A 19,287-nucleotide genomic window follows, 5' to 3' on the forward strand; every position below is an offset into this window, starting at 1 on the left:
CTTATACACGAAAAGATGGGACGAAACGAAAACATCGTTATTATGTCTGTAGCGATTTTCATAATAAAGGATCTGCTGCTTGTAAAGCTAATTCCATTAAAGCATATGAAGCAGAAGATACAGTTATTAAAAGGATCCAACAATTTTGTTCTAATAAGAAAAAACTTTATAAGACACTAACAGAAATAAGTTCAACTTCTGCCCATGCGATAAAACGGCTTAATATAGAACTAGAAGAGATTGAAAAACAACTAAAGGAAATAGAACAATTACAAGCAAAGTATATGGAAGCCTTTGAGAAAAACACTCTCCCAATAGATATTCTGCAAGAAAGATTACAAAAGGTTTCCGATGATAAAAGGGGGTTCGAACAAAGAAAAAATGAGGTTATAATGCAATTAGGTTCTATCGACTCAAAAGTAATTCAACCAGATTTGATTGAAAAATTACTGAAGAAATTCCTATCTGTTTACAAGAAGACAACTAGGGAAAATCAAAAGCAATTGCTACTGTTGTTAATTGATAATATTACTATCAAACAAGATGACAAATCAAGAAGCATTAAAAATATAGAACTTGAATTTGATTTTACTGAAATGAACATTTCGAAAACCTTTACTCTAATCCACTTGTTATATCGAGAAACGGATAATGAACATACATTTTCAATACCCGCTTCCGATAAAGAATTACCTCCATATCTTCAACAATTTTTGCCTCTATTTATGGTACGGTTCCCCTCGATTAATCCGGTAAGCCCGGTATATTTGTTCGAGTAAAATCAGCCTCATTAACTGATGTGGAAATGTCATTTTTGAGAAGGAAAGGGCCAGGTCACTTCGGTTTTGCACTTCTTTACTTAGTCCGAGCGAGCCACCGATAATAAATGCTAATTTACTTTTCCCATATGTACCGAGTTCATCGATTTTTGCGGCAAGTTGTTCGGAGTTTAACATTCTGCTACTTATTTCCAGGGTAATAATGTATGTATCTTCACTAAGATGGGAAAGAATTCGTTCCCCTTCCTTCCGCTTCACTTCTTCCATTTCTGCCTCACTTAAATGTTCCGGTGCTTTTTCATCGGCTACCTCAATGATTTCCACTTTGGCATAGGCGGATAATCGTTTTAAATACTCATCAATACCTTGTTTTAAATATTTCTCTTTCAGTTTTCCTACAGTTATAATCGAAATCTTCATTTTAAATGACCTTTCCAATTTATTCTTTTGTATTTTATCAAATGGCAAAATAACAATTCAATCGAAGGGCTGCGAATAACAAAAAACCCTAAAGGCTAGGATTCCTTTACAAGTATGATGCTTCGACGGCCTCGATTAATTTTTCCACCGTAATTTTTAAAGATTACGGATTTTCCCCGGTGACAAGATTGCCGTCCCGTATCGAGTAATCTGTCCATTTCGCACTTCCTTCAAAATTAGCAGTTTCGGACAACTCCTTCTTTCTGGTGGATAAAAATAGATGGAGAAATCCCCATCTTTTTATACAGATACGTCTGTTTCTTCACGATTTACCGAGGAAAGATCAGGTTTTTGTACAAAGGTCAATAATATAAAACCGATGATAAACAAAATGATGAGACTAAAAATGCCCATCGAAGAACTTCCCGTTATTTGCGTTGTTACACCCATGAGAAACGGCCCTGAGACAGCTGCAAATCGGCCAAATATGTTGTAAAAACCGAAAAACTCGTTTGATTTTTCCTCAGGCACCATTTGGGCAAAAAAGGAACGGCTCAATGCTTGAATTCCCCCCTGTGATGTAGCAACCAGCATAGCCAATACCCAAAAATCAAAAGCACTGTCCATAAACATCGCATAAACACATATAAAAGTATAAATAAAAATTCCGACATAAAGCATTATTTTTGCTCCATATTTTTTTGCAAGTGTCCCAAAGAGAATGGCAAACGGTGCTGCAACAACTTGGACGGCTAGCAGGGCAATAATCATATCAGTAGCACTCAAACCTACATCCGTGCCATAAGCGGTTGACATGGAAATAATCGTATCGACCCCATCGATATAAAAGAAATATGCTAATAAAAATAAGAAAATATTCCGATATTGCTTTATATCTTTAAATGTCTTACCCAGTCTTTTAAAACTATTTACAATAATTTTTGGCTCTCTCTCTACATAATAAATCTGTTTTACATTTTTAATGAGCGGGATGGCAAATCCAATCCACCATACAGCTGTTATGAAAAAGGCAATTCGGCTTGCTGCTGTCATTGACAAAGGAATAATGCCGGTTTGCGCTAAAATAATAATCCCGATACTGATCACAAAAGGAATACTACTGCCGATGTACCCTAAAGCAAATCCCCGGGATGAAACATCATCCATTTTATCCTTTGCTGTGACATCAACGATAAAAGCGTCATAAAAAATATTTGCCCCCCTGGCACCAATGGCCGTTAATAAATTCATTACCAGTAAAAGCAGCCATTGATCACTTGGTACGAATACGAGACCCACCGTTGAAAGTGTCCCCAAAAGAAAGAAAAATACAAAAAACTTTTTCTTAAAACCTCGATAATCTGCAATCGTACCAAGTATCGGAGCCAACATTGCCAAAATAAAAGTGGAAATTGAAATCGTATACCCTAAGAAAGCTGTAGATTGACTTGGGTCAACGCCGGCATTCGTTGCAACCGATTTATAATAAATTGGAAAAATCGCCGTCGTTATGACAACCGAATAAGCCGAAGTTGCCCAATCATACATCATCCAGCTCTTTTCCTTTTTACTGTATTTCGCCATGTTTTCACTCCCTCCCCTTATACCCAATATACCATATTTACCTAAAACGAAATATAATTGTTTTGTAAAATTTTTAAAAGACATAACTTTCCATTACGTCATAAATTCCTATATATACCGGTAATTTTAAAATCATTGGGTTTCCGTTATAATAGGTTAGTATAAAAAGAATGATATTTATTTCCCTTGACTATAACGGAAAATGACATAAGCGTTTTTATATTGAAAGGAGGAACATGATTGTCTACTACTGTAGGATCATCTTTCATAACCGAAATCAGACAATTGGATAAAAATGGAGCCGGACAAGCTGTCGTTTGGCATGAGAATGAAAAGGGAAATTCAAAAAAACTCAAATTGACTGTCCCGGAAACACTGCCCGGAGAAAAAGTACGCGTTACTGTTGATAAACCTGAACGGAGAAGGAGAAAAGCCGTTCTTGAAGAAATTATTGAAGCTCATCCGGAACGAATTGGGCCAGCCTGCCCTCATTTCTCTTTATGTGGCGGTTGCGTCTGGCAGCATTGGCAATATGCCGGACAATTGCAAGAAAAAACGAATCACGTAAAACATGCCTTGGAAGCACAAGGCTTTGAACCATATCTTGTCCAAGATACAATGGGTATGGAAGATCCGTGGCATTACCGTAATAAGATGGAATTTACCTTCTCCCCGGATGGCACGCTTGGTTTGCATGAGCAAGGGAATTTCAGAAAAATTATTTCACTTGAAACTTGCCTAATTGCCGGAAAGAAAATGGTTGAAGCGGCAATGGACATAGCAAAGTGGGCTAGTGATCATCATTTATCCGGGTATAATAAAGATACTCATGAAGGGTTACTGCGACACTTAATGGTTCGTGAATCTTTTGCCACAGGGGAAATGATGCTTGCTTTATTTGCCACCGAGGCGCCGGACGGAAATCTTCGTGAAGCTGCATCCGATTTAATTGATCGGATTGAAGCTAAATTTCCCGAAGTAAAAAGTTTATTATGGCTGGAAAATCGAGATTGGGCTGATCGGACCCAATCAGAAAAAACCCATGTTTTATCCGGAAGAGATTTTATTTATGATGAATTATCCGGTTTTCGATACCGTATTTGGTATGATACATTTTTTCAAACAAACCCGACTCAAGCACAAAAATTAGTCGATCTTGCCATTGAAATGGGACAGCCTAAAAAAAATGAAAAGATGATCGATCTCTTTTGCGGTGTAGGCACATTTTCCCTTCCTTTTGCTAAACAAGTAAAAGAATTAAGCGGCATTGAAATCGTGGAAACATCCATAGAATCAGCAAAGCGAAATGCAAAAGATAACGGAATAACCAACACTCATTTTCTGGCGAGAGATGCACGTCATGGCATAGACGAGGTTATCGATAGCTTTGGAACACCCGAACTATTATTATTAGACCCTCCTCGCTCGGGTGCCGGCGGGAAAGTCATGCGGAAAATCGGTCGTGCGCAACCTGAACGCATTGTCTATGTTTCATGTAATCCGGACACATTTGCCACTGACATGAAAGAATTACGCCCATTCGGTTACCAATTACAGCTGGTTCAACCGGTCGATCTATTCCCACATACAGTACATGTGGAGTGCTGCGCATTGTTAATAAAAAAATAGAAGATATATAAAGGGTCCGAGAATCGGTAATGGATTCTCGGACTCCCATCTTCTTTTATCTCAATTCTTTCTATTAGTTTGTGAAGCATTTGTTCTTCAAGAACAGAGTTTTGAACAAACCGTTCAATTTGTTGGATTAGTTTTGTAAAATCAATCATTTGTTTTTATTGAAGTAATCCCTTTTCTAATTTAATCTTTCCTCATTCAGTTTAGCGAGTTGGATACCATTGTTTGAAAAGGTATCCTTTGATTATAGATTATTCAACTTCTAATTCACTTATGAATGCATGTGTATTGCCTTCTGTGTCTTTAAAGAAAGTCATCCAAGTTTCGGTGCCGCCCATTTTTGCAACAATATGGGGTTCATCAATAAAGGATACCCCAGCATTTGTGAATTTTTTATAGGTTTCCCATATGTTTTCAACTTGAAAGTAAATAACAGAGCTTGGATGTGAAAACTCATCTTTTTCTGGTAAACTTAATAGAATTCGTATTCCGTCACAATCGAAAAATGCCATTGTATCTGTTGAAAAAAGTAATGGTAGGCTAAGAGCCTTATAAAAACTTACTGCTCTATTAATGTCCTTAACAGGTACTCCTATTTGGTTAATCTTTTGGATGTTCATCATTGCTCTCTCTCCTTTAATTGATGTCTTCTTAATGATAATAAAACATTACATATATTAATTCTTATCCAAAATCACTTTTTTTCTATATTGAAGTGGAGATAAACCTGTAGAAGCCTTAAATATCTTGCTAAAAGATGCAGGGTTATTGAATCCTATTTCATAAGTAATATCAGTCATACTGAGTTCCATATCCTCAAGAAGTTTTTTTGCTTTAAGTATTCTCAATTCAGAAACATGCTGGTGTGGGGTTTTACCATAAATTTTTTTGTAGCTCCTCAACAGATGGTTCTGCGATAAACATGCGACACTTGAAATATCATGTAATTTTATCTGGTGATTAAAATAGGCCCTAATAAAATCATGTGCAACGGATACACGTCTGAATAATTCATCACGGGTTGAACTTTTAATTGTGTTTAGTGATTCCATTTTACTAAGGGTATCAAAATGAGCAAATAACATGATCTGCATAAGATTGTGAAACTGCTCATCGAACCATAAAAAATCATTATGGAATAAGTCGTAGTGTCTTTGAAACTTTTCTAATTGTAACATTAAGGTTGGAGTTATCTGGTAGGTCTTCTCATAGAATTCGACAGTATCCATATCAAAATATGGGTCTGATAGAATAGAGTTTGTTGACTTTAGTATGGAAGGTAAAACTTCTTGGGCAAACCCATCTCTAAAAAAGATACAAAACGATTCTACTTCTGTTTTTTCATCAATTGATATTGTATAGGAGCCCTCATTAAGTAGAAGGTATCTATTTTCCTCAACGGAGTAAAATCCTCTATTAGTTTTGTAAAACGCTTTTCCATTAGCAAATGTTTTGATTGAAAGTTGTCCTTGTCCTTCCCAGAAAAACTGTTTGCTCTGGGCATGAAGAATGTAGTTTTTAGAACTTTTTTTACTCATACTGAAACCTCGGCACTGGCAGATTTTTTATGACCTTAAATAAAATTATAAATGAACTAATTGGAAATGGCAATATAAAAGGGGGGAGATGAGAGAGCTGTTCAATAAATGTAGTGTTCTCTAATGGGCAGCTTATGTTCAATTAGATATTACAAAGAAATGCTTTGCGCTTTTTCCGTTCTGATCGTTTTTCTGTTTTTGTAAATTGTGTACTTGATTCATATTATAAAGTTAAGGTGAATTCCACTACTCGTATTAAACATTGTCTATATTCAGCACTCAACGCACTTGGAGTGCTGTTCATTGTTAATGTTAGTTAAATAATGCATTGAACGGCCAAAGAATCTGATAATCACAGTGTACGGCGCACGATTACAAGGGCCTTCCATTCAGAAGACCCTTTTTCTTGTGGAAAAATTTTTTCTTGTCTGTTTCCTATAAATTCATCATACCCAATCGTTTTCCCCAGTTTATAAACAGGCTATAAACAGGTTACTGACAGCTTATTAACAAAAGTTATCCACATATCCACATTTATTATCCACATTTTGTGTGAGAATATTAGTTCGACACAATATATTCTGCGAGTTGTCCACAGTATTCACAGGTTACTGTTGGCAACTGTTCTTTTACCTCCTCGAGTTTTGGCGGAACTTCACTTTCATTTATGACTTCTTCTAGTCCATATTCGACATGCTCTTTGCAACAATAAATATTTTTCATTTCCATCACCTGACTTGAAGAGACTGCCACAGTGACTGCCACAGTGACTGCCTCAGTGGTTTCATTGATCAATCATATCCCCTTAAATCTCCGTAAGATAGAGTCGAAACCCACCAGCCTACCATATAAAAATTCACGAGGTGCCTCTGTGACTTACCTACCTTCCCCGGTTAGTGTAATCGTCTTTTCTTGGTATTTTCCATTTCGGTAAAATCCAACTTTCAACTGATCGCCTATTTCTTTTTTTGTGTATAAATGCTTGCGTAAATCAATAATGTTGTTCACTTCTTGCCCATCCAATTTCACAATAACATCCAATTGTTTTAATCCACCTTGATCTGCCGGACCACCCGGGGCAATTTCTGCAATTAACAATCCCGATTTAATATTATCCGGTAAATGAAGGGTTTGTTGTTGATGATAAATGGGCACTTCATTAATATCCTCCAAGGAAACACCCATATATGGCCGCTTCACCACGCCATTTTTCTCCAAGTCTTCAATGATGGGAATTGCTGTATTAATTGGAATGGAAAAACCTATTCCTTCCACTTGTTCTTGGGCAATTTTCATGGAGTTGATACCAACGACTTGCCCGGCTATATTCACAAGGGCGCCTCCGCTATTCCCCGGATTAATCGCTGCATCCGTTTGTAACACCTCTGCGTTCCAATCCGGTATACCGTCACCGTCGAAGTCAAGCGGCACTGTCCGTTCCAATCCGGAAATAATCCCCTGAGTAATCGAGCCGGCAAATTCCAAACCAAGCGGATTTCCAATGGCAATCACCGGTTCACCTAATTTTAATGCATCTGAGTCACCAAATTCAGCTACCGTTTGAATCTTATTTCCATCTACTTGTAAAACGGCAAGATCGGTCCATAAGTCACTTCCTAATAATTTCGCCTCTATTTTTTCTCCATTGGCTAAAGTGACTTCCAACCGGTTTGCCCCCTCGACTACATGGTGATTGGTAACGATATAGGCTGAGTTGTCTTGTTTTTTATAAATGACCCCTGAACCGGTGCCTGCCTCTTGTGCTTGTGTCCAAACATTGCCTCCTTGGATATTCGTAATTCCGACAACGGAGCCACCTGCCTTATTTACTGCTTTTGTCACGTCTGTTTCTACTTTTACGGATACATTTTGGACAATGCTATCACTGTTATTTTCTTTACCTGTCTTCTCAATAATGGCATCCGATTGATTCTCATTGGTTTGGTTATCCATTAGATAGGGTGAAGTCAGCGATACAACTAAGCCGCCAATGACAGCCCCGATGAAACCGGAGAAAAAATAACCTCGCTTATTATCTTTCGGTTTTTTTCGGCTTCCAAATCCGTTGTCATCTTCATAATAGCCCATTATAATCACACCTTTTATTCAATTTTTATGGATGTATGTATGAGTCAGCTAAAAAATTTTCTACAAACAGTTCTACTCTCAATTAATATGAACAATATTTTATGAAAAAATTCCCAAGATATATGAAAAAAGCCTTTGTTTCAATATATGAACAAAAGCTTTTTCCTTTCAACCTTTTTGCTTATTTTTAAATTGCCTTTAATACGGTCGGAATTTTCGGATCGGTATCATATAATGAAACTTGCTCACCCACAACAAATCCCCGACTTTCTAAAACTTGGCCAACTGACATTCTCGCCAACTCTTTCATATTATTATCTTTACTTAAGTGTGCCAAATAAATCCCTTTCGTATTGTCACCTATGCATTCGCTCATTGCCATTGCCGCATCTTCATTAGACACATGGCCAATATCGCTTAAGATTCGCCGCTTAATATTCCACGGATATTTTCCCATCCGCAGCATTTCGACATCATGATTACTTTCAAATATGTAGTAATCGGCATTTTCAATTGTGCCGATCATCCGATTGCTAACATATCCGGTATCGGTTATGACTACCAACTTTTTTCCATTATGATGAAAAATATAAAACATCGGTTCTGCTGCATCATGGGAAACGCCAAAAGATTCGATGTCCAACCCTTTGAAAGAACGAACGGATTCTGTGGGAAATATAAATTTTAAATCCGTTGGTATTTCACCGATTAACGGAGACATCGCTTGCCATGTTTTTTCATTTGCGTAAATCGGCAACTTGTATTTTCTTGCCAAAACACCAACACCTTTTATATGGTCACTATGTTCATGAGTGACAAGAATGCCATCCAGCTGATCGGGTTTTCTTTCAATTTGTTGCAACAATCCTTCCATATGTTTTCCGCTTAAACCTGCATCAACTAAAAAGGCGTGCTCCTCTGTCTCTATGTAGATTGCATTTCCGGTGCTTCCGCTTGCCAAAACACTAAATTTTAATGTCATTCCTTTCACTCCATAAACCGTATATTTATCTACTTAAAAGTTTTTCCTTCTACCATATTTAAAGGCTAGTAGAATGAATTCTACCAGCCTATCAAGTATTTTTATACTTATTATCTTATCATATTTAACGGTTTATCAAAACATCTACCTATTTTAAAATTTCTTCTTCTTCATTTAATACATGACCTTCAACAGCATTTACAAAATAATCCCGTTTATCATCAATAGTAAAACACCATGTAGGCGCAAGTAATTGTGAAGATTTTATCGGTACCAATGTATAATAGCCGAGCTTAATATTTGTTATATTACTACCGACATCCAGCAGTCCTTTATTATAAAGAATAGCCATTGCTTCATGAGCAGTAAGAATCTCTTGTTTCGAAATTTCCTTTATATCATCAAGCATCGTTTGTGAATAGGAAACAATCTCATTTTTATCATTTAACACTAATTGAACTTGTCCGCTTGCATTTTTGTAAAACATTTGATTTTTATACAGTTGATAATAGGTGATCATATTCTTGTCTTTATCATATTGATAATATTTGTATTGGTCACCGTAATAAACATAGTTCTTTAAAAATTGATCCACATCCGCCACTTTCCAATCTTTCTTTAACGGATACGGGCTTGTTAACTGGCTTTTTATTAAAATATTATCGTTTAGGATCTCAATAGACTGTCCCGATAAAGAAGAAATATCATCGGCTTGAAAAACCATGGCATCTGCCTCAACATAGCTTGCCTTTGTTGGTTTTAATGGTAGTTCTGTTTTAATTTGAATATTATCAGCCTTCAATTGTTGATCAATTGGCGTATCTTGAATTAAATCATACGTGTTTTCGGATTTTTGAATAATAAATTGACTGATCAAAAATATATCCAATATAAGAAAAATCATAATAAAGACGTTTTTGGCTCTACTCCAGTCCATTTTCGACCACTCCCAGTTTTTCATCATTAACCCGGATCCATGAATTACCGATTTTATAGAACCAAGAGGGTTGAAATTTTATAACAGCATTCTCATTATCTTTTTCCATATGATACCCAATTAAAATATCTTCAACCGATTCTAAATTTACACCATCCCCTTGTATTTCCGCTAACACATCGGTTCCCTTAGGTAAGGTATACTCCTGTTTGTTTGGGTTATATGGGATAAAGTCTAATCTGAAGTACGGGCGTCTATACTCATGAATTCTATTTTTCCCGACTACTAATGAAAGTTCATTTAATCCGAGTTCATTGAATACAGGATAATTATTTGTATAAAGTTGAAAATTAATTTTTTTCGTGTTTACGAATGCTCCCGAATAATAATATTGATCCGTCCAGCCTCCATGCGCATTTATATAATTAACACTCGTTGTTATCATATTATAAACGGTGTCAGGTGACTCAGTAATGGTTGGATCTACAAAAGTTAACATCTGCTGATCAGATTGAAGCTTCATCAAACTTGAACCGTCCGTATACTCTTCATCATTTATCGTTACCCTGTCCGGATTCGAAAAGAGTGCATCAACAAATATTTTTTCATCGTATAACCGTGGATAGTATTGATCATCCGGAATAACCGTTTCCTTGTCGTTAATAAATAAATAGCCGGAATTCTTCTTGTACGCGTAATAAGGATTGCTATTATTACTCATAATTTCAATTAAGTTTCTAAAATGTGCAGAAGATTTTTGCCGAACATTTGCCTTAATGATCGACCTTAAATCATTGGTAGCAAAATAAACAATTCCTTCGTCATCGTTTAGGTCTTCCTGAAAAATGAACATGTAACGGAAATTTCCGCTCGGTATCTCTTTTACCTCAACCGTATACATCGATTTTAACAATTCAAACGGGACATCACCGGGAAACTGGACAATGAGAACCTGCTTTCCGGGCATTCCTTCAAATTTTTCCACAAATTCATTGACACTTCTTTGAAAACCATAGAAAGTCCATTTCCTAATTTCATTAACAAATGGTGTGATCTGTTCCATATTTTGGATGCCATGGAAACTGTTTTCCCCATTTCGATAAATGATCTTATTCGGAACAACCAGATCTTTTATTGGCTTTTTTATATCATTAATCGTGACTTCTTTTACATATTCTTGATTATTCACTAAGTCATAGTTTCGTTGAAAAGTAACAAGATTCCAAAACAGAACGATGCTAACCAAAACCAAAGTAGTGAGTATTAATGTTTTGATTTGTTCAACTTTCATTAAAAATCATCCCCTTGATCACGGTCATATGGAAGAGTGAAATGGATGGTCGTTCCTTTCCCTTCAATGCTCGTAGCCCAAATATGACCGTTATGGGCTTCAACCATTTCCTTTGCAATTGCAAGTCCGAGTCCCGTGCCGCCAATGTGTCTTGCTCTCGCTTTATCAACACGATAAAAGCGGTCAAAGATACGATGTAAATTTTGTTTTGGTATCCCTACACCTTGATCGGAAATTTTTACTTCCAAAGAATCATGAAAGACAACCATTTTAACGGTGATTGTTCCACCGCTTGGCGAATATTTTAAAGCATTGGAGATAATATTATCTAATACTTGGGTAATTTTATCCTGATCAATTTCTACGAGTATTGGTTCATTTAAATAGTCACGTGAAAAATGAACATTTTTTTCTTTTGCCATCTCGAACCGGTCGATAATATGGTCAAGGAACTTCGGAAAGTTAATCCATTCTTTACGTAATTGATAATCTTTACTATCCATTTTTGATAACACGAGGAGATCATTCACTAACCGTATCATCCGTTCCGTTTCATTTTGCGTTACCTTTAAAAATTGAGGAGCAATGTCTTTATCCATCCAGGCACCGTCCGTCAAAGCTTCCAAGTAACTTCGCATCGTTGTTAAAGGTGTTCTTAACTCATGAGATACATTGGCAACAAATTCACGGCGTTCCCTTTCAATTTTTTCTTGCTCGGTTATATCATGAAGGACAACAATTAAACCGTTCATAATCCCTGTTTCTTTTTGGATAATGGAAAAATTAACACGGACAATTAGCGGTACCGCATTCGTACTTAAATCGAGAATAACCGAGTTTTGTTCCTGTGTTAAATCCTTTAATGAATATTTATCCCCAAGCTCCAGGACATCAATAATATTTTCAGATATGACTGTTTCACGTGTAACATTCAGCATTTGCTCAGCCGCTTCATTAATAAGAATAATTCGTCCTTTACGATCGGTAGAAATAACCCCGTCTGTCATAAACTTTAAGATTGAGGACAATTTCCGTTTTTCACTATCGGTTTTCGCTTGTTCATCTTGAAGTTTTTTAGATAAATTATTAAAAGTAATGGCTAATTGGCCAATTTCATCATGACCGTATACTTTTACTTTCCGGGAATAATTCCCTCTGGCCATTGCCTGAGCCTGCTTTTTCATATCTGTGATCGGTCTTGTAATTGTTTGAGCAATGATGACTGCAACAATGGCTGTAAAGACTAGCGCAATTATCGTTCCATTTATGAGAACTTGGTTGATGACTTGAATTTGTTCAAAAACCCTTTCAATTTTCCCTTCAATGAATAGGATCCCTTCAATTTCATTATCGACTTTGATCGGGACGTACAATAACCACTTCCGTTCATTCGTTGATTTGTCAATAGACATTTTTTCAATCATTTCTTCCGTAACAAAGGTTCTTGTTACAACGATATCTGTCGTCCTTTGACCAACTTTATCCTGACTTCCCGGATCGGAAGTAGCGATGACCCGTAAATCTTTATCATACACCCGCATTTCTTCTATATCTGAAGATTTATTATCAATTAACAGTTTTTTCACGTCATCTTCAAATTGTAAGGATTCTTCACTATCCCGCTCTTTTAAAAACTCTTCTTCCAAATTATAAGTTAATAAATTTACTCGGTTTAAAATCGAGTCTTTAAAGTTCTGCGTGAGTTCCTTTTCCAACTCCCGGACAAAATAAACGCCAATAATTTCCATGGCAAGTAAGATAAGTAAAACGAAGAAAAGAATAAATTTTAACCGGATCGAAGAAAATATGGAAAATTTTTTCATTTGCCTCGATTACTCCTGTTCTGGGTTTTGTAAATAATATCCGACACCGCGTCTCGTGACAAGCCAACCAGGATGACTTGGATTATCTTCAATTTTCTCCCGTAATCTTCGTACTGTCACATCAACTGTCCGTACATCGCCATAATAGTCATAACCCCAAACAGTTTGAAGTAAATGCTCTCTTGTCATTACTTGACCGAGGTGTTTTGCCAAATAATATAAAAGCTCAAACTCCCTGTGTGTAAGCTCGATCATTTCGCCTCGTTTTGAAACGATATATGCATCCGGGTGAATAACGAGGGATCCGATGGCAATTTCTTTATTCTCATTTTCTTGGTTTGCTGTGTTAACTTGTTGGTGGCGGCGTAAGTTTGCTTTTACACGAGCCAGCAACTCCCTTGTACTGAATGGTTTTGTAACATAATCGTCAGCACCCAGTTCAAGTCCTAGAACTTTATCAATTTCTGAATCCTTTGCGGTTAACATTATAATTGGCATCTCATATTTCTTTCGGATCTCTTTACAAACTTCCATCCCATCCTTTTCCGGAAGCATAATGTCCAGTAAGATAAGATCCGGTTGTACTTCTTCAACTAATTCCAGTGCCTCATCCCCATCGTATGCACAAAAGACCTCATAACCGTCCTTTTTTAAATTAAATTGTAAAATATCTGCAATAGGTTTCTCGTCATCAACGACCAATATTTTTTTAGCCATTTAAACCTCTCCTCTCTGCTTAACGTAATTACATCATCTATTTTCATCTATTCTAGTTTTTAGAGATTTTCAGGAAATTAGGTTCTACTTATGAATAATACAAAATTTTTACAAATAATTCACACTTAGAGTTGCGTAAACATATTTTATCGCAAACTTTAGAAAAGGAGGCCCTACTCTTTACTTTATCATGAAATAGAGGTGAAGTTCACCACATATTCATTAATTTCCTTTATTTTTCAATTGGAGTAATCCCAATCTATACGGCGAGTGAAGATTTATTTCATAAGAAAATTCCCCGGATAACCAGGGAATTATAGCTATTTTATATTTTTTATCCTACTTTTAACAGGAAGTCAAGACTCCCACCTAGAATTGGATAGTCCCCTGATTGTTTACCTGACAATCGGCGGGGATATCGATTCCGTCCATTGATTAATGTTACACTTTATTGCAAATACGTTAATGGATTTTGTAATACGCCATTTTTATACACTTCAAAATGAAGATGGATGCCTGTAGAATTACCTGTACTCCCCATTATACCGATTTGGCTTCCTTTTTCTACCGTTTGCCCAATAGAAACATTGATCGATGAAAGATGTGCATAAACGGTTTGTATGCCATTATTATGATCAATGACGATTTTGTTTCCGTAACCTCCATCCCATCCGGCCGAGACAACTGTGCCATTATCTGCTGATTTAATAATTCTGTCTTCAGGACGAGCGATATCAATTCCTTTATGCTGTTTTCCCCAGCGGTAACCTAAATGACTGGATATATAGCCTCCATTTGTTGGCCAGGCAAATTGCCCGGTTCCTCTTGAAGGAATGACCTTCGTACCTTGATGAATAATTTTGTTTACCGGTTCTTTAATGACTTTTTCATCAGCAATTTCTTCTCCAATTTTTGTCCCGTTTTGTAATGTGATAATGGAACGGACCATCTTTTCTCCTTCGACGCCCTCTTGAACTAATTTTGCGTCCCCTTTATACATTGTTTCATCTTCAACAATTTGAACTTCATATGGAATCTTTTGTAAAGACATGTTTTCTTGTTTCACATTTACTTTCACATATGGCTCATATACGGTTACATTCAGCTCATCGCCAATTTGAATGATGGAATCTTCATTTAAACCCGGATTTAGATCAAGAAGCTGTTTTAGATCCAATCCATGACTTTCCGCGATTGTCCCTAAAACATCTCCCTCTTTTACAATGTATTTTTCCTCTTTCTCGATTCCTTTTTGTAATAAATTTACCGCTTCATCAACTGATGTTACTTGGGCGGGATCAATTTCCTCATGTACATAGGTTAATTTTGTACTCAATGAAATATCTGTAATTCTCGTTTCTCCTTCTTTTAATTCAGGTAAATTTTCGTTCGATTGTGTTTCTAATGCTTTTAGCTGTTCTGGTGGTATATAAGTGAGTTTAAGTTTTTCTATTAATTCATTCACTTTTTCTTCATCTGTTAAATATGTAACAGTTTTACCGTCAATTTGTACAGCAACGGCTTCTACGGCTACATCATAATTCTCCTGTATTTTGCTAATAACATCTTTCTCGTTATCAACAGAAGCTGTAAAAACTTGTTCCGGGACAAAAGCGAGGTCATCCTTTTTATATGCTAATTGGTATCCTTCAAATCGCTTTTGTGTTTCACTCATTTTTTGATTAACGAAACGTTCGACTTTTTCTTTATCAGATACAGTGCCTAAATAATTGTTATTTATATAAACATGATATACTTTTTGTAATTTGGCTGTTTCTTTTGCTGTAGCGATTGACGTACTTGTGGAGATTGTCGATATAACAATGGTTGCTAAAATCGTTCGTTTAAACGTCTGCCTTTGTTGATCCTTCAAGCTCCCTGCCTTTACAGATATTTTCTGCCAACCTTCTTTCAGTTGCATTCTGTACCTCCTATAACCTATTTGTGGATGTCAAATAGATATTGAAGAAAATTATCAAAATTCAATTCTCTATTTACTAATTTATCATAAAAGCTGAATAATTTGCCGGAACGCCCATTTTTGTAATGCAACTGTATAAATGGTGGGAAATAATGGAAAATGGTTTGTGAAGTCGTTTTTCTTTCATAAAAATTTTTTATGTTTTTTTTGCCTTTATCTATTATGTTTTTTCTTTTGAATCGTTTGGAATTTAATCGGGTTCAAAATTACATTTTTATTACAAAAAAGTTACTTCAGCGAGAAGATAGATCTTTGATTTATTGTGGGGACAGTGAATGGCGAGGTTGCAATGTACTGCTTGAACATCTTTGTGCACTTATTTAAAACATGCTTGACCATTCATTGGTCAAGCATGTTTATCCCTTATAGACGCCGGCTGTTCAAAGAGACAGGTATACTATCGATAAACGCCTCGTACTAAATTGGTTTGTGTGCGGTCAGGACCAACAGAAAAAATCGATAGCGGAATCCCGGTTAATTGGGAAACACGTTCCACATAATGACGTGCATTTTCCGGCAGTTCATCCAATGTTCTGCACCCGGTTATATCTTCCGTCCAACCCGGTAATTCTTCATAAACAGGTTCACATTCGGAAAGAACTTTCAAACTCGCCGGAAATTCCTCAATGATGGTATCTTTATACTTATAGGCAACGCAAATCTTCACGGTTTCAATTCCCGTTAAGACATCAATGGAGTTTAAAGATAGGTCGGTTATGCCACTGACTCTTCTCGCATGACGAACAACAACGCTGTCAAACCAACCGACTCTGCGTGGTCGTCCTGTCGTTGTTCCATACTCACGGCCAACTTCACGAATTTGATCGCCTATCTCATCCAAAAGCTCAGTCGGAAATGGCCCATCGCCGACTCTTGTTGTGTATGCTTTTGCTACACCAACAACATGGTCAATTTTTGTCGGTCCAACACCGGAACCGATAGTCACACCGCCTGCGACCGGATTAGAAGAGGTAACAAAAGGATAGGTGCCTTGATCAATATCAAGCATCACACCTTGTGCGCCTTCAAACAATACACGTCTTCCCTCATCTATTGCATTGTTTAGTACAACAGAGGTATCGCACACATATTGTTTAATCTGTTGCCCATATTCATAGTATTCTTCTAAAATCTCTTCTAATGTAAATCCTTCTGTTTCATATATTTTTTCAAATAGTCGATTTTTCTCTTGGAGATTACGAGATAATTTTTCTTTAAATACATCTTTATCTAATAAATCAACAATCCGGATTCCGACTCTGGCTGCTTTATCCATATAAGCCGGTCCAATTCCCTTTTTCGTCGTTCCGATTTTATTTTCCCCTTTTGCTTCTTCTTCCACCTGATCCAGCTTAATATGATAAGGTAAGATGACATGTGCTCGATTGCTTATATGTAAATTGTCCGTTGAAATATTACGATTATGGAGGTATTTTAATTCCTCTACTAAAGCTTTCGGATCAATAACCATCCCATTCCCGATGACACAAATCTTTTCTTTATAAAAAATCCCGGATGGAATTAAATGCAATTTAAATGTTTCACCATTGAATTTTATTGTATGTCCTGCGTTGTTTCCACCTTGATAGCGTGCAACAACTTCCGCATTTTCCGACAAATAATCAGTTATCTTTCCTTTTCCTTCGTCGCCCCACTGAGAGCCAACGACAACGACTGATGCCATTTGGACACCTCCAAAAATTTTATACGTACCTTACAACAATTTAGTGTATCACTTTTCTGTAAAAAGTCAATGTAAAATACGAATAAATTAGTACATATAACTTATTAATGTTCGTAAAAAAGGCGATAATCCTTAAAAAGCGCCGATTGACCCGATCTGGATTATAAAACTTGTTTAAAAGATGATTTCCTGGATTTTTTTGTATAAAAAAGGGAGCCTGAATTTTTAAGCTCCCGGTGGAATGGCTGTTTCATCAAATCGCCTTTCTAAATTAACAAATTTATTAAATTCTTTTGCGAACGCCAATTGTACCGTACCGACCGGACCATTCCGCTGCTTTGCAATAATAATCTCAATTATATTTTTGTTCTCCGATTCTTTATCATAGTAATCTTCACGGTATAAAAAGGCAACGATATCAGCATCCTGCTCAATACTTCCTGATTCCCGAATATCTGACATCATCGGTCGTTTATCTTGGCGTTGTTCAACGCTACGGGACAGCTGTGACAAGGCAATGACCGGTACTTCCAATTCACGGGCGAGAGCTTTCAATGAACGGGATATTTCAGATACTTCTTGTTGTCTGTTATCCGAACGTCTGCCACTTCCTTGAATTAATTGCAAATAGTCAATAACGATCATTCCTAAACCTTGTTCCTGTTTTAGGCGACGGCATTTGGCACGAATTTCTTGAACACGAATTCCGGGCGTATCATCAATATAAATACCGGCATTTGATAAACTTCCCATTGCCATCGTTAGTTTTTTCCAATCCTCATCGGTTAATGCTCCTGTACGCAAATTTTGTGCATTAATATTCCCTTCAGCACACAACATCCGCATGACAAGCTGTTCTGCCCCCATCTCAAGGGAGAAGATCGCCACATTTTCATCTGTTTTAGTCGCCACATTTTGAGCAATATTCAAGGCGAAAGCGGTTTTCCCTACAGATGGACGTGCAGCGACAATGATTAAGTCATTGCGTTGAAATCCTGCAGTCATTCGGTCAAGATCATTAAAACCGGTTGGGATCCCGGTAATCTCCCCTTTTCTACTGTGGAGTTGCTCAATATGATCATAGGTCTTTACCAAGACATCTTTAATATTTTGGAAAGCTCCGGTATTTTTGCGGTTCGCTACTTCAAGTATCCGCTTTTCTGCTTCCGATAAAAGAATTTCTACCTCATCTTCACGTGTATAACCTTCTTGCGCGATTTCACTGGCGGTTCGAATAAGACGACGTAATAAAGATTTTTCCTCAACAATGTGAACATAATATTCAATATTGGCAGCAGTCGGTACCGAATTTGCCAATTCCATCAAATAAGAAATACCACCTACATTTTCCAATTGATTGGAAGCTGCTAATTCCTCGGATACCGTTACAACATCTACAGGTTTGCCCAGATCATTTAATTTCAACATAACGGAAAATATTCGTTGGTGAGCACTTCGGTAAAAATCTTCCGGTATTAAATTTTCAGAGGCAAAAATCAAACTCTCAGGTTCTATAAAAATAGCACCTAAGACAGCTTGTTCTGCTTCAATATTTTGAGGAGGAGTTCGATCGATTAACAAATCATTCATTTGCTTTTTCAAACCTCCAAATATTGTTGTTTTTAATTTTGGGAAAGAACGAATTCCTTCCGACCAAGGATGCCAATGGACGACGTTGAAAATTTTAGACTGAAATTATATGTGCACAAAGAAGCTTGTCCATGTTCCTTTTGATACGTACAAAACAACAAGGATACGAACTTATGGCATTCGTCATTTTGAAGTAAGCTTACCTCTAATCTTTTTTCATGACCGAATTACTGTTAAA

General features: G+C 36.7%; 17 protein-coding genes. 2 read left to right on the forward strand and 15 right to left on the reverse strand.

The window, feature by feature from the left end; genetic code table 11:
• On the forward strand, window positions 1–779 hold a 779-nt coding region (locus tag BT1A1_RS19120; protein ID WP_034773593.1), incomplete at its 5' end, for a recombinase zinc ribbon domain-containing protein.
• Here BT1A1_RS19120 and rlmH read toward each other — a convergent pair.
• Window positions 720–1,199: a 23S rRNA (pseudouridine(1915)-N(3))-methyltransferase RlmH gene (gene rlmH / locus BT1A1_RS17095; protein WP_034773595.1), complete on the reverse strand. Its 480-nt coding sequence runs from the start codon at window positions 1,197–1,199 to the stop codon at window positions 720–722. The two genes, BT1A1_RS19120 and rlmH, sit on opposite strands and share 60 nt — an antisense overlap.
• Window positions 1,200–1,499: 300 nt before the next feature.
• A complete protein-coding gene (locus BT1A1_RS17100) occupies window positions 1,500–2,783 on the reverse strand; it encodes an MFS transporter (RefSeq protein WP_034773597.1) in 1,284 nt (427 codons plus the stop codon).
• A gap of 240 nt (window positions 2,784–3,023) precedes the next feature.
• On the opposite strand from BT1A1_RS17100, the gene rlmD reads away from it, so the two are divergent.
• Window positions 3,024–4,412 carry a 23S rRNA (uracil(1939)-C(5))-methyltransferase RlmD gene (gene rlmD / locus BT1A1_RS17105; protein ID WP_034773599.1) on the forward strand — a complete coding sequence of 463 codons (1,389 nt, stop codon included), beginning with the start codon at window positions 3,024–3,026 and terminating at the stop codon, window positions 4,410–4,412.
• Here the strand turns inward: rlmD and BT1A1_RS19600 are convergent.
• From BT1A1_RS19600 to dnaB, 13 genes are all read right to left on the reverse strand, one after another.
• The gene (locus BT1A1_RS19600) at window positions 4,346–4,570 is read right to left on the reverse strand and encodes a DUF4368 domain-containing protein (protein WP_330939320.1); all 225 of its coding nucleotides are present in this window, start codon (window positions 4,568–4,570) and stop codon (window positions 4,346–4,348) included. The genes rlmD and BT1A1_RS19600 overlap by 67 nt on opposite strands.
• Before the next feature lie 99 nt (window positions 4,571–4,669).
• A complete protein-coding gene (locus BT1A1_RS17110) occupies window positions 4,670–5,041 on the reverse strand; it encodes a VOC family protein (protein ID WP_034773601.1) in 372 nt (123 codons plus the stop codon).
• A 54-nt stretch (window positions 5,042–5,095) separates the two neighbouring features.
• Window positions 5,096–5,956, reverse strand: a complete 861-nt coding sequence (locus tag BT1A1_RS17115) for a helix-turn-helix domain-containing protein (RefSeq protein WP_034773603.1) — start codon at window positions 5,954–5,956, stop codon at window positions 5,096–5,098.
• A 561-nt stretch (window positions 5,957–6,517) separates the two neighbouring features.
• Window positions 6,518–6,721 (reverse strand): CxxH/CxxC protein, encoded by a 204-nt coding sequence (locus BT1A1_RS17120; RefSeq protein WP_231553357.1) that lies wholly within the window; start codon window positions 6,719–6,721, stop codon window positions 6,518–6,520.
• A gap of 111 nt (window positions 6,722–6,832) precedes the next feature.
• On the reverse strand, window positions 6,833–8,044 hold the full coding sequence (locus BT1A1_RS17125; protein ID WP_034773609.1) for a S1C family serine protease: 1,212 nt from the start codon (window positions 8,042–8,044) through the stop codon (window positions 6,833–6,835).
• A 187-nt stretch (window positions 8,045–8,231) separates the two neighbouring features.
• Complete coding sequence (locus BT1A1_RS17130; RefSeq protein WP_034773613.1) at window positions 8,232–9,026, reverse strand: MBL fold metallo-hydrolase; 795 nt, start codon at window positions 9,024–9,026, stop codon at window positions 8,232–8,234.
• Between the two features lie 148 nt (window positions 9,027–9,174).
• Window positions 9,175–9,963: a two-component system regulatory protein YycI gene (locus tag BT1A1_RS17135; RefSeq protein ID WP_034773615.1), complete on the reverse strand. Its 789-nt coding sequence runs from the start codon at window positions 9,961–9,963 to the stop codon at window positions 9,175–9,177.
• Entirely contained in the window at window positions 9,950–11,254 is a 1,305-nt protein-coding gene (locus BT1A1_RS17140; RefSeq protein ID WP_034773617.1) for a YycH family regulatory protein, read from the reverse strand. The genes BT1A1_RS17135 and BT1A1_RS17140 overlap by 14 nt, the downstream gene beginning before the upstream one ends.
• On the reverse strand, window positions 11,254–13,077 hold the full coding sequence (gene walK, locus BT1A1_RS17145) for a cell wall metabolism sensor histidine kinase WalK (RefSeq protein WP_034773619.1): 1,824 nt from the start codon (window positions 13,075–13,077) through the stop codon (window positions 11,254–11,256). Before walK ends, BT1A1_RS17140 begins: the two co-directional genes overlap by 1 nt.
• A gap of 9 nt (window positions 13,078–13,086) precedes the next feature.
• Window positions 13,087–13,794, reverse strand: a complete 708-nt coding sequence (gene yycF, locus BT1A1_RS17150; protein WP_034773622.1) for a response regulator YycF — start codon at window positions 13,792–13,794, stop codon at window positions 13,087–13,089.
• Window positions 13,795–14,242: 448 nt separating this feature from the next.
• Window positions 14,243–15,715: a peptidoglycan DD-metalloendopeptidase family protein gene (locus tag BT1A1_RS17155; RefSeq protein WP_051989216.1), complete on the reverse strand. Its 1,473-nt coding sequence runs from the start codon at window positions 15,713–15,715 to the stop codon at window positions 14,243–14,245.
• Window positions 15,716–16,172: 457 nt separating this feature from the next.
• On the reverse strand, window positions 16,173–17,459 hold the full coding sequence (locus tag BT1A1_RS17160; RefSeq protein ID WP_034773623.1) for an adenylosuccinate synthase: 1,287 nt from the start codon (window positions 17,457–17,459) through the stop codon (window positions 16,173–16,175).
• Window positions 17,460–17,684: 225 nt separating this feature from the next.
• Window positions 17,685–19,049, reverse strand: a complete 1,365-nt coding sequence (gene dnaB / locus BT1A1_RS17165; protein WP_034773626.1) for a replicative DNA helicase — start codon at window positions 19,047–19,049, stop codon at window positions 17,685–17,687.
• Between the last annotated feature and the right edge of the window lie 238 nt (window positions 19,050–19,287).

It is taken from the genome of Caldibacillus thermoamylovorans (genome assembly GCF_000751775.1).
Classification (GTDB): Bacteria; Bacillota; Bacilli; order Bacillales; family Caldibacillaceae; genus Caldifermentibacillus; species Caldifermentibacillus hisashii.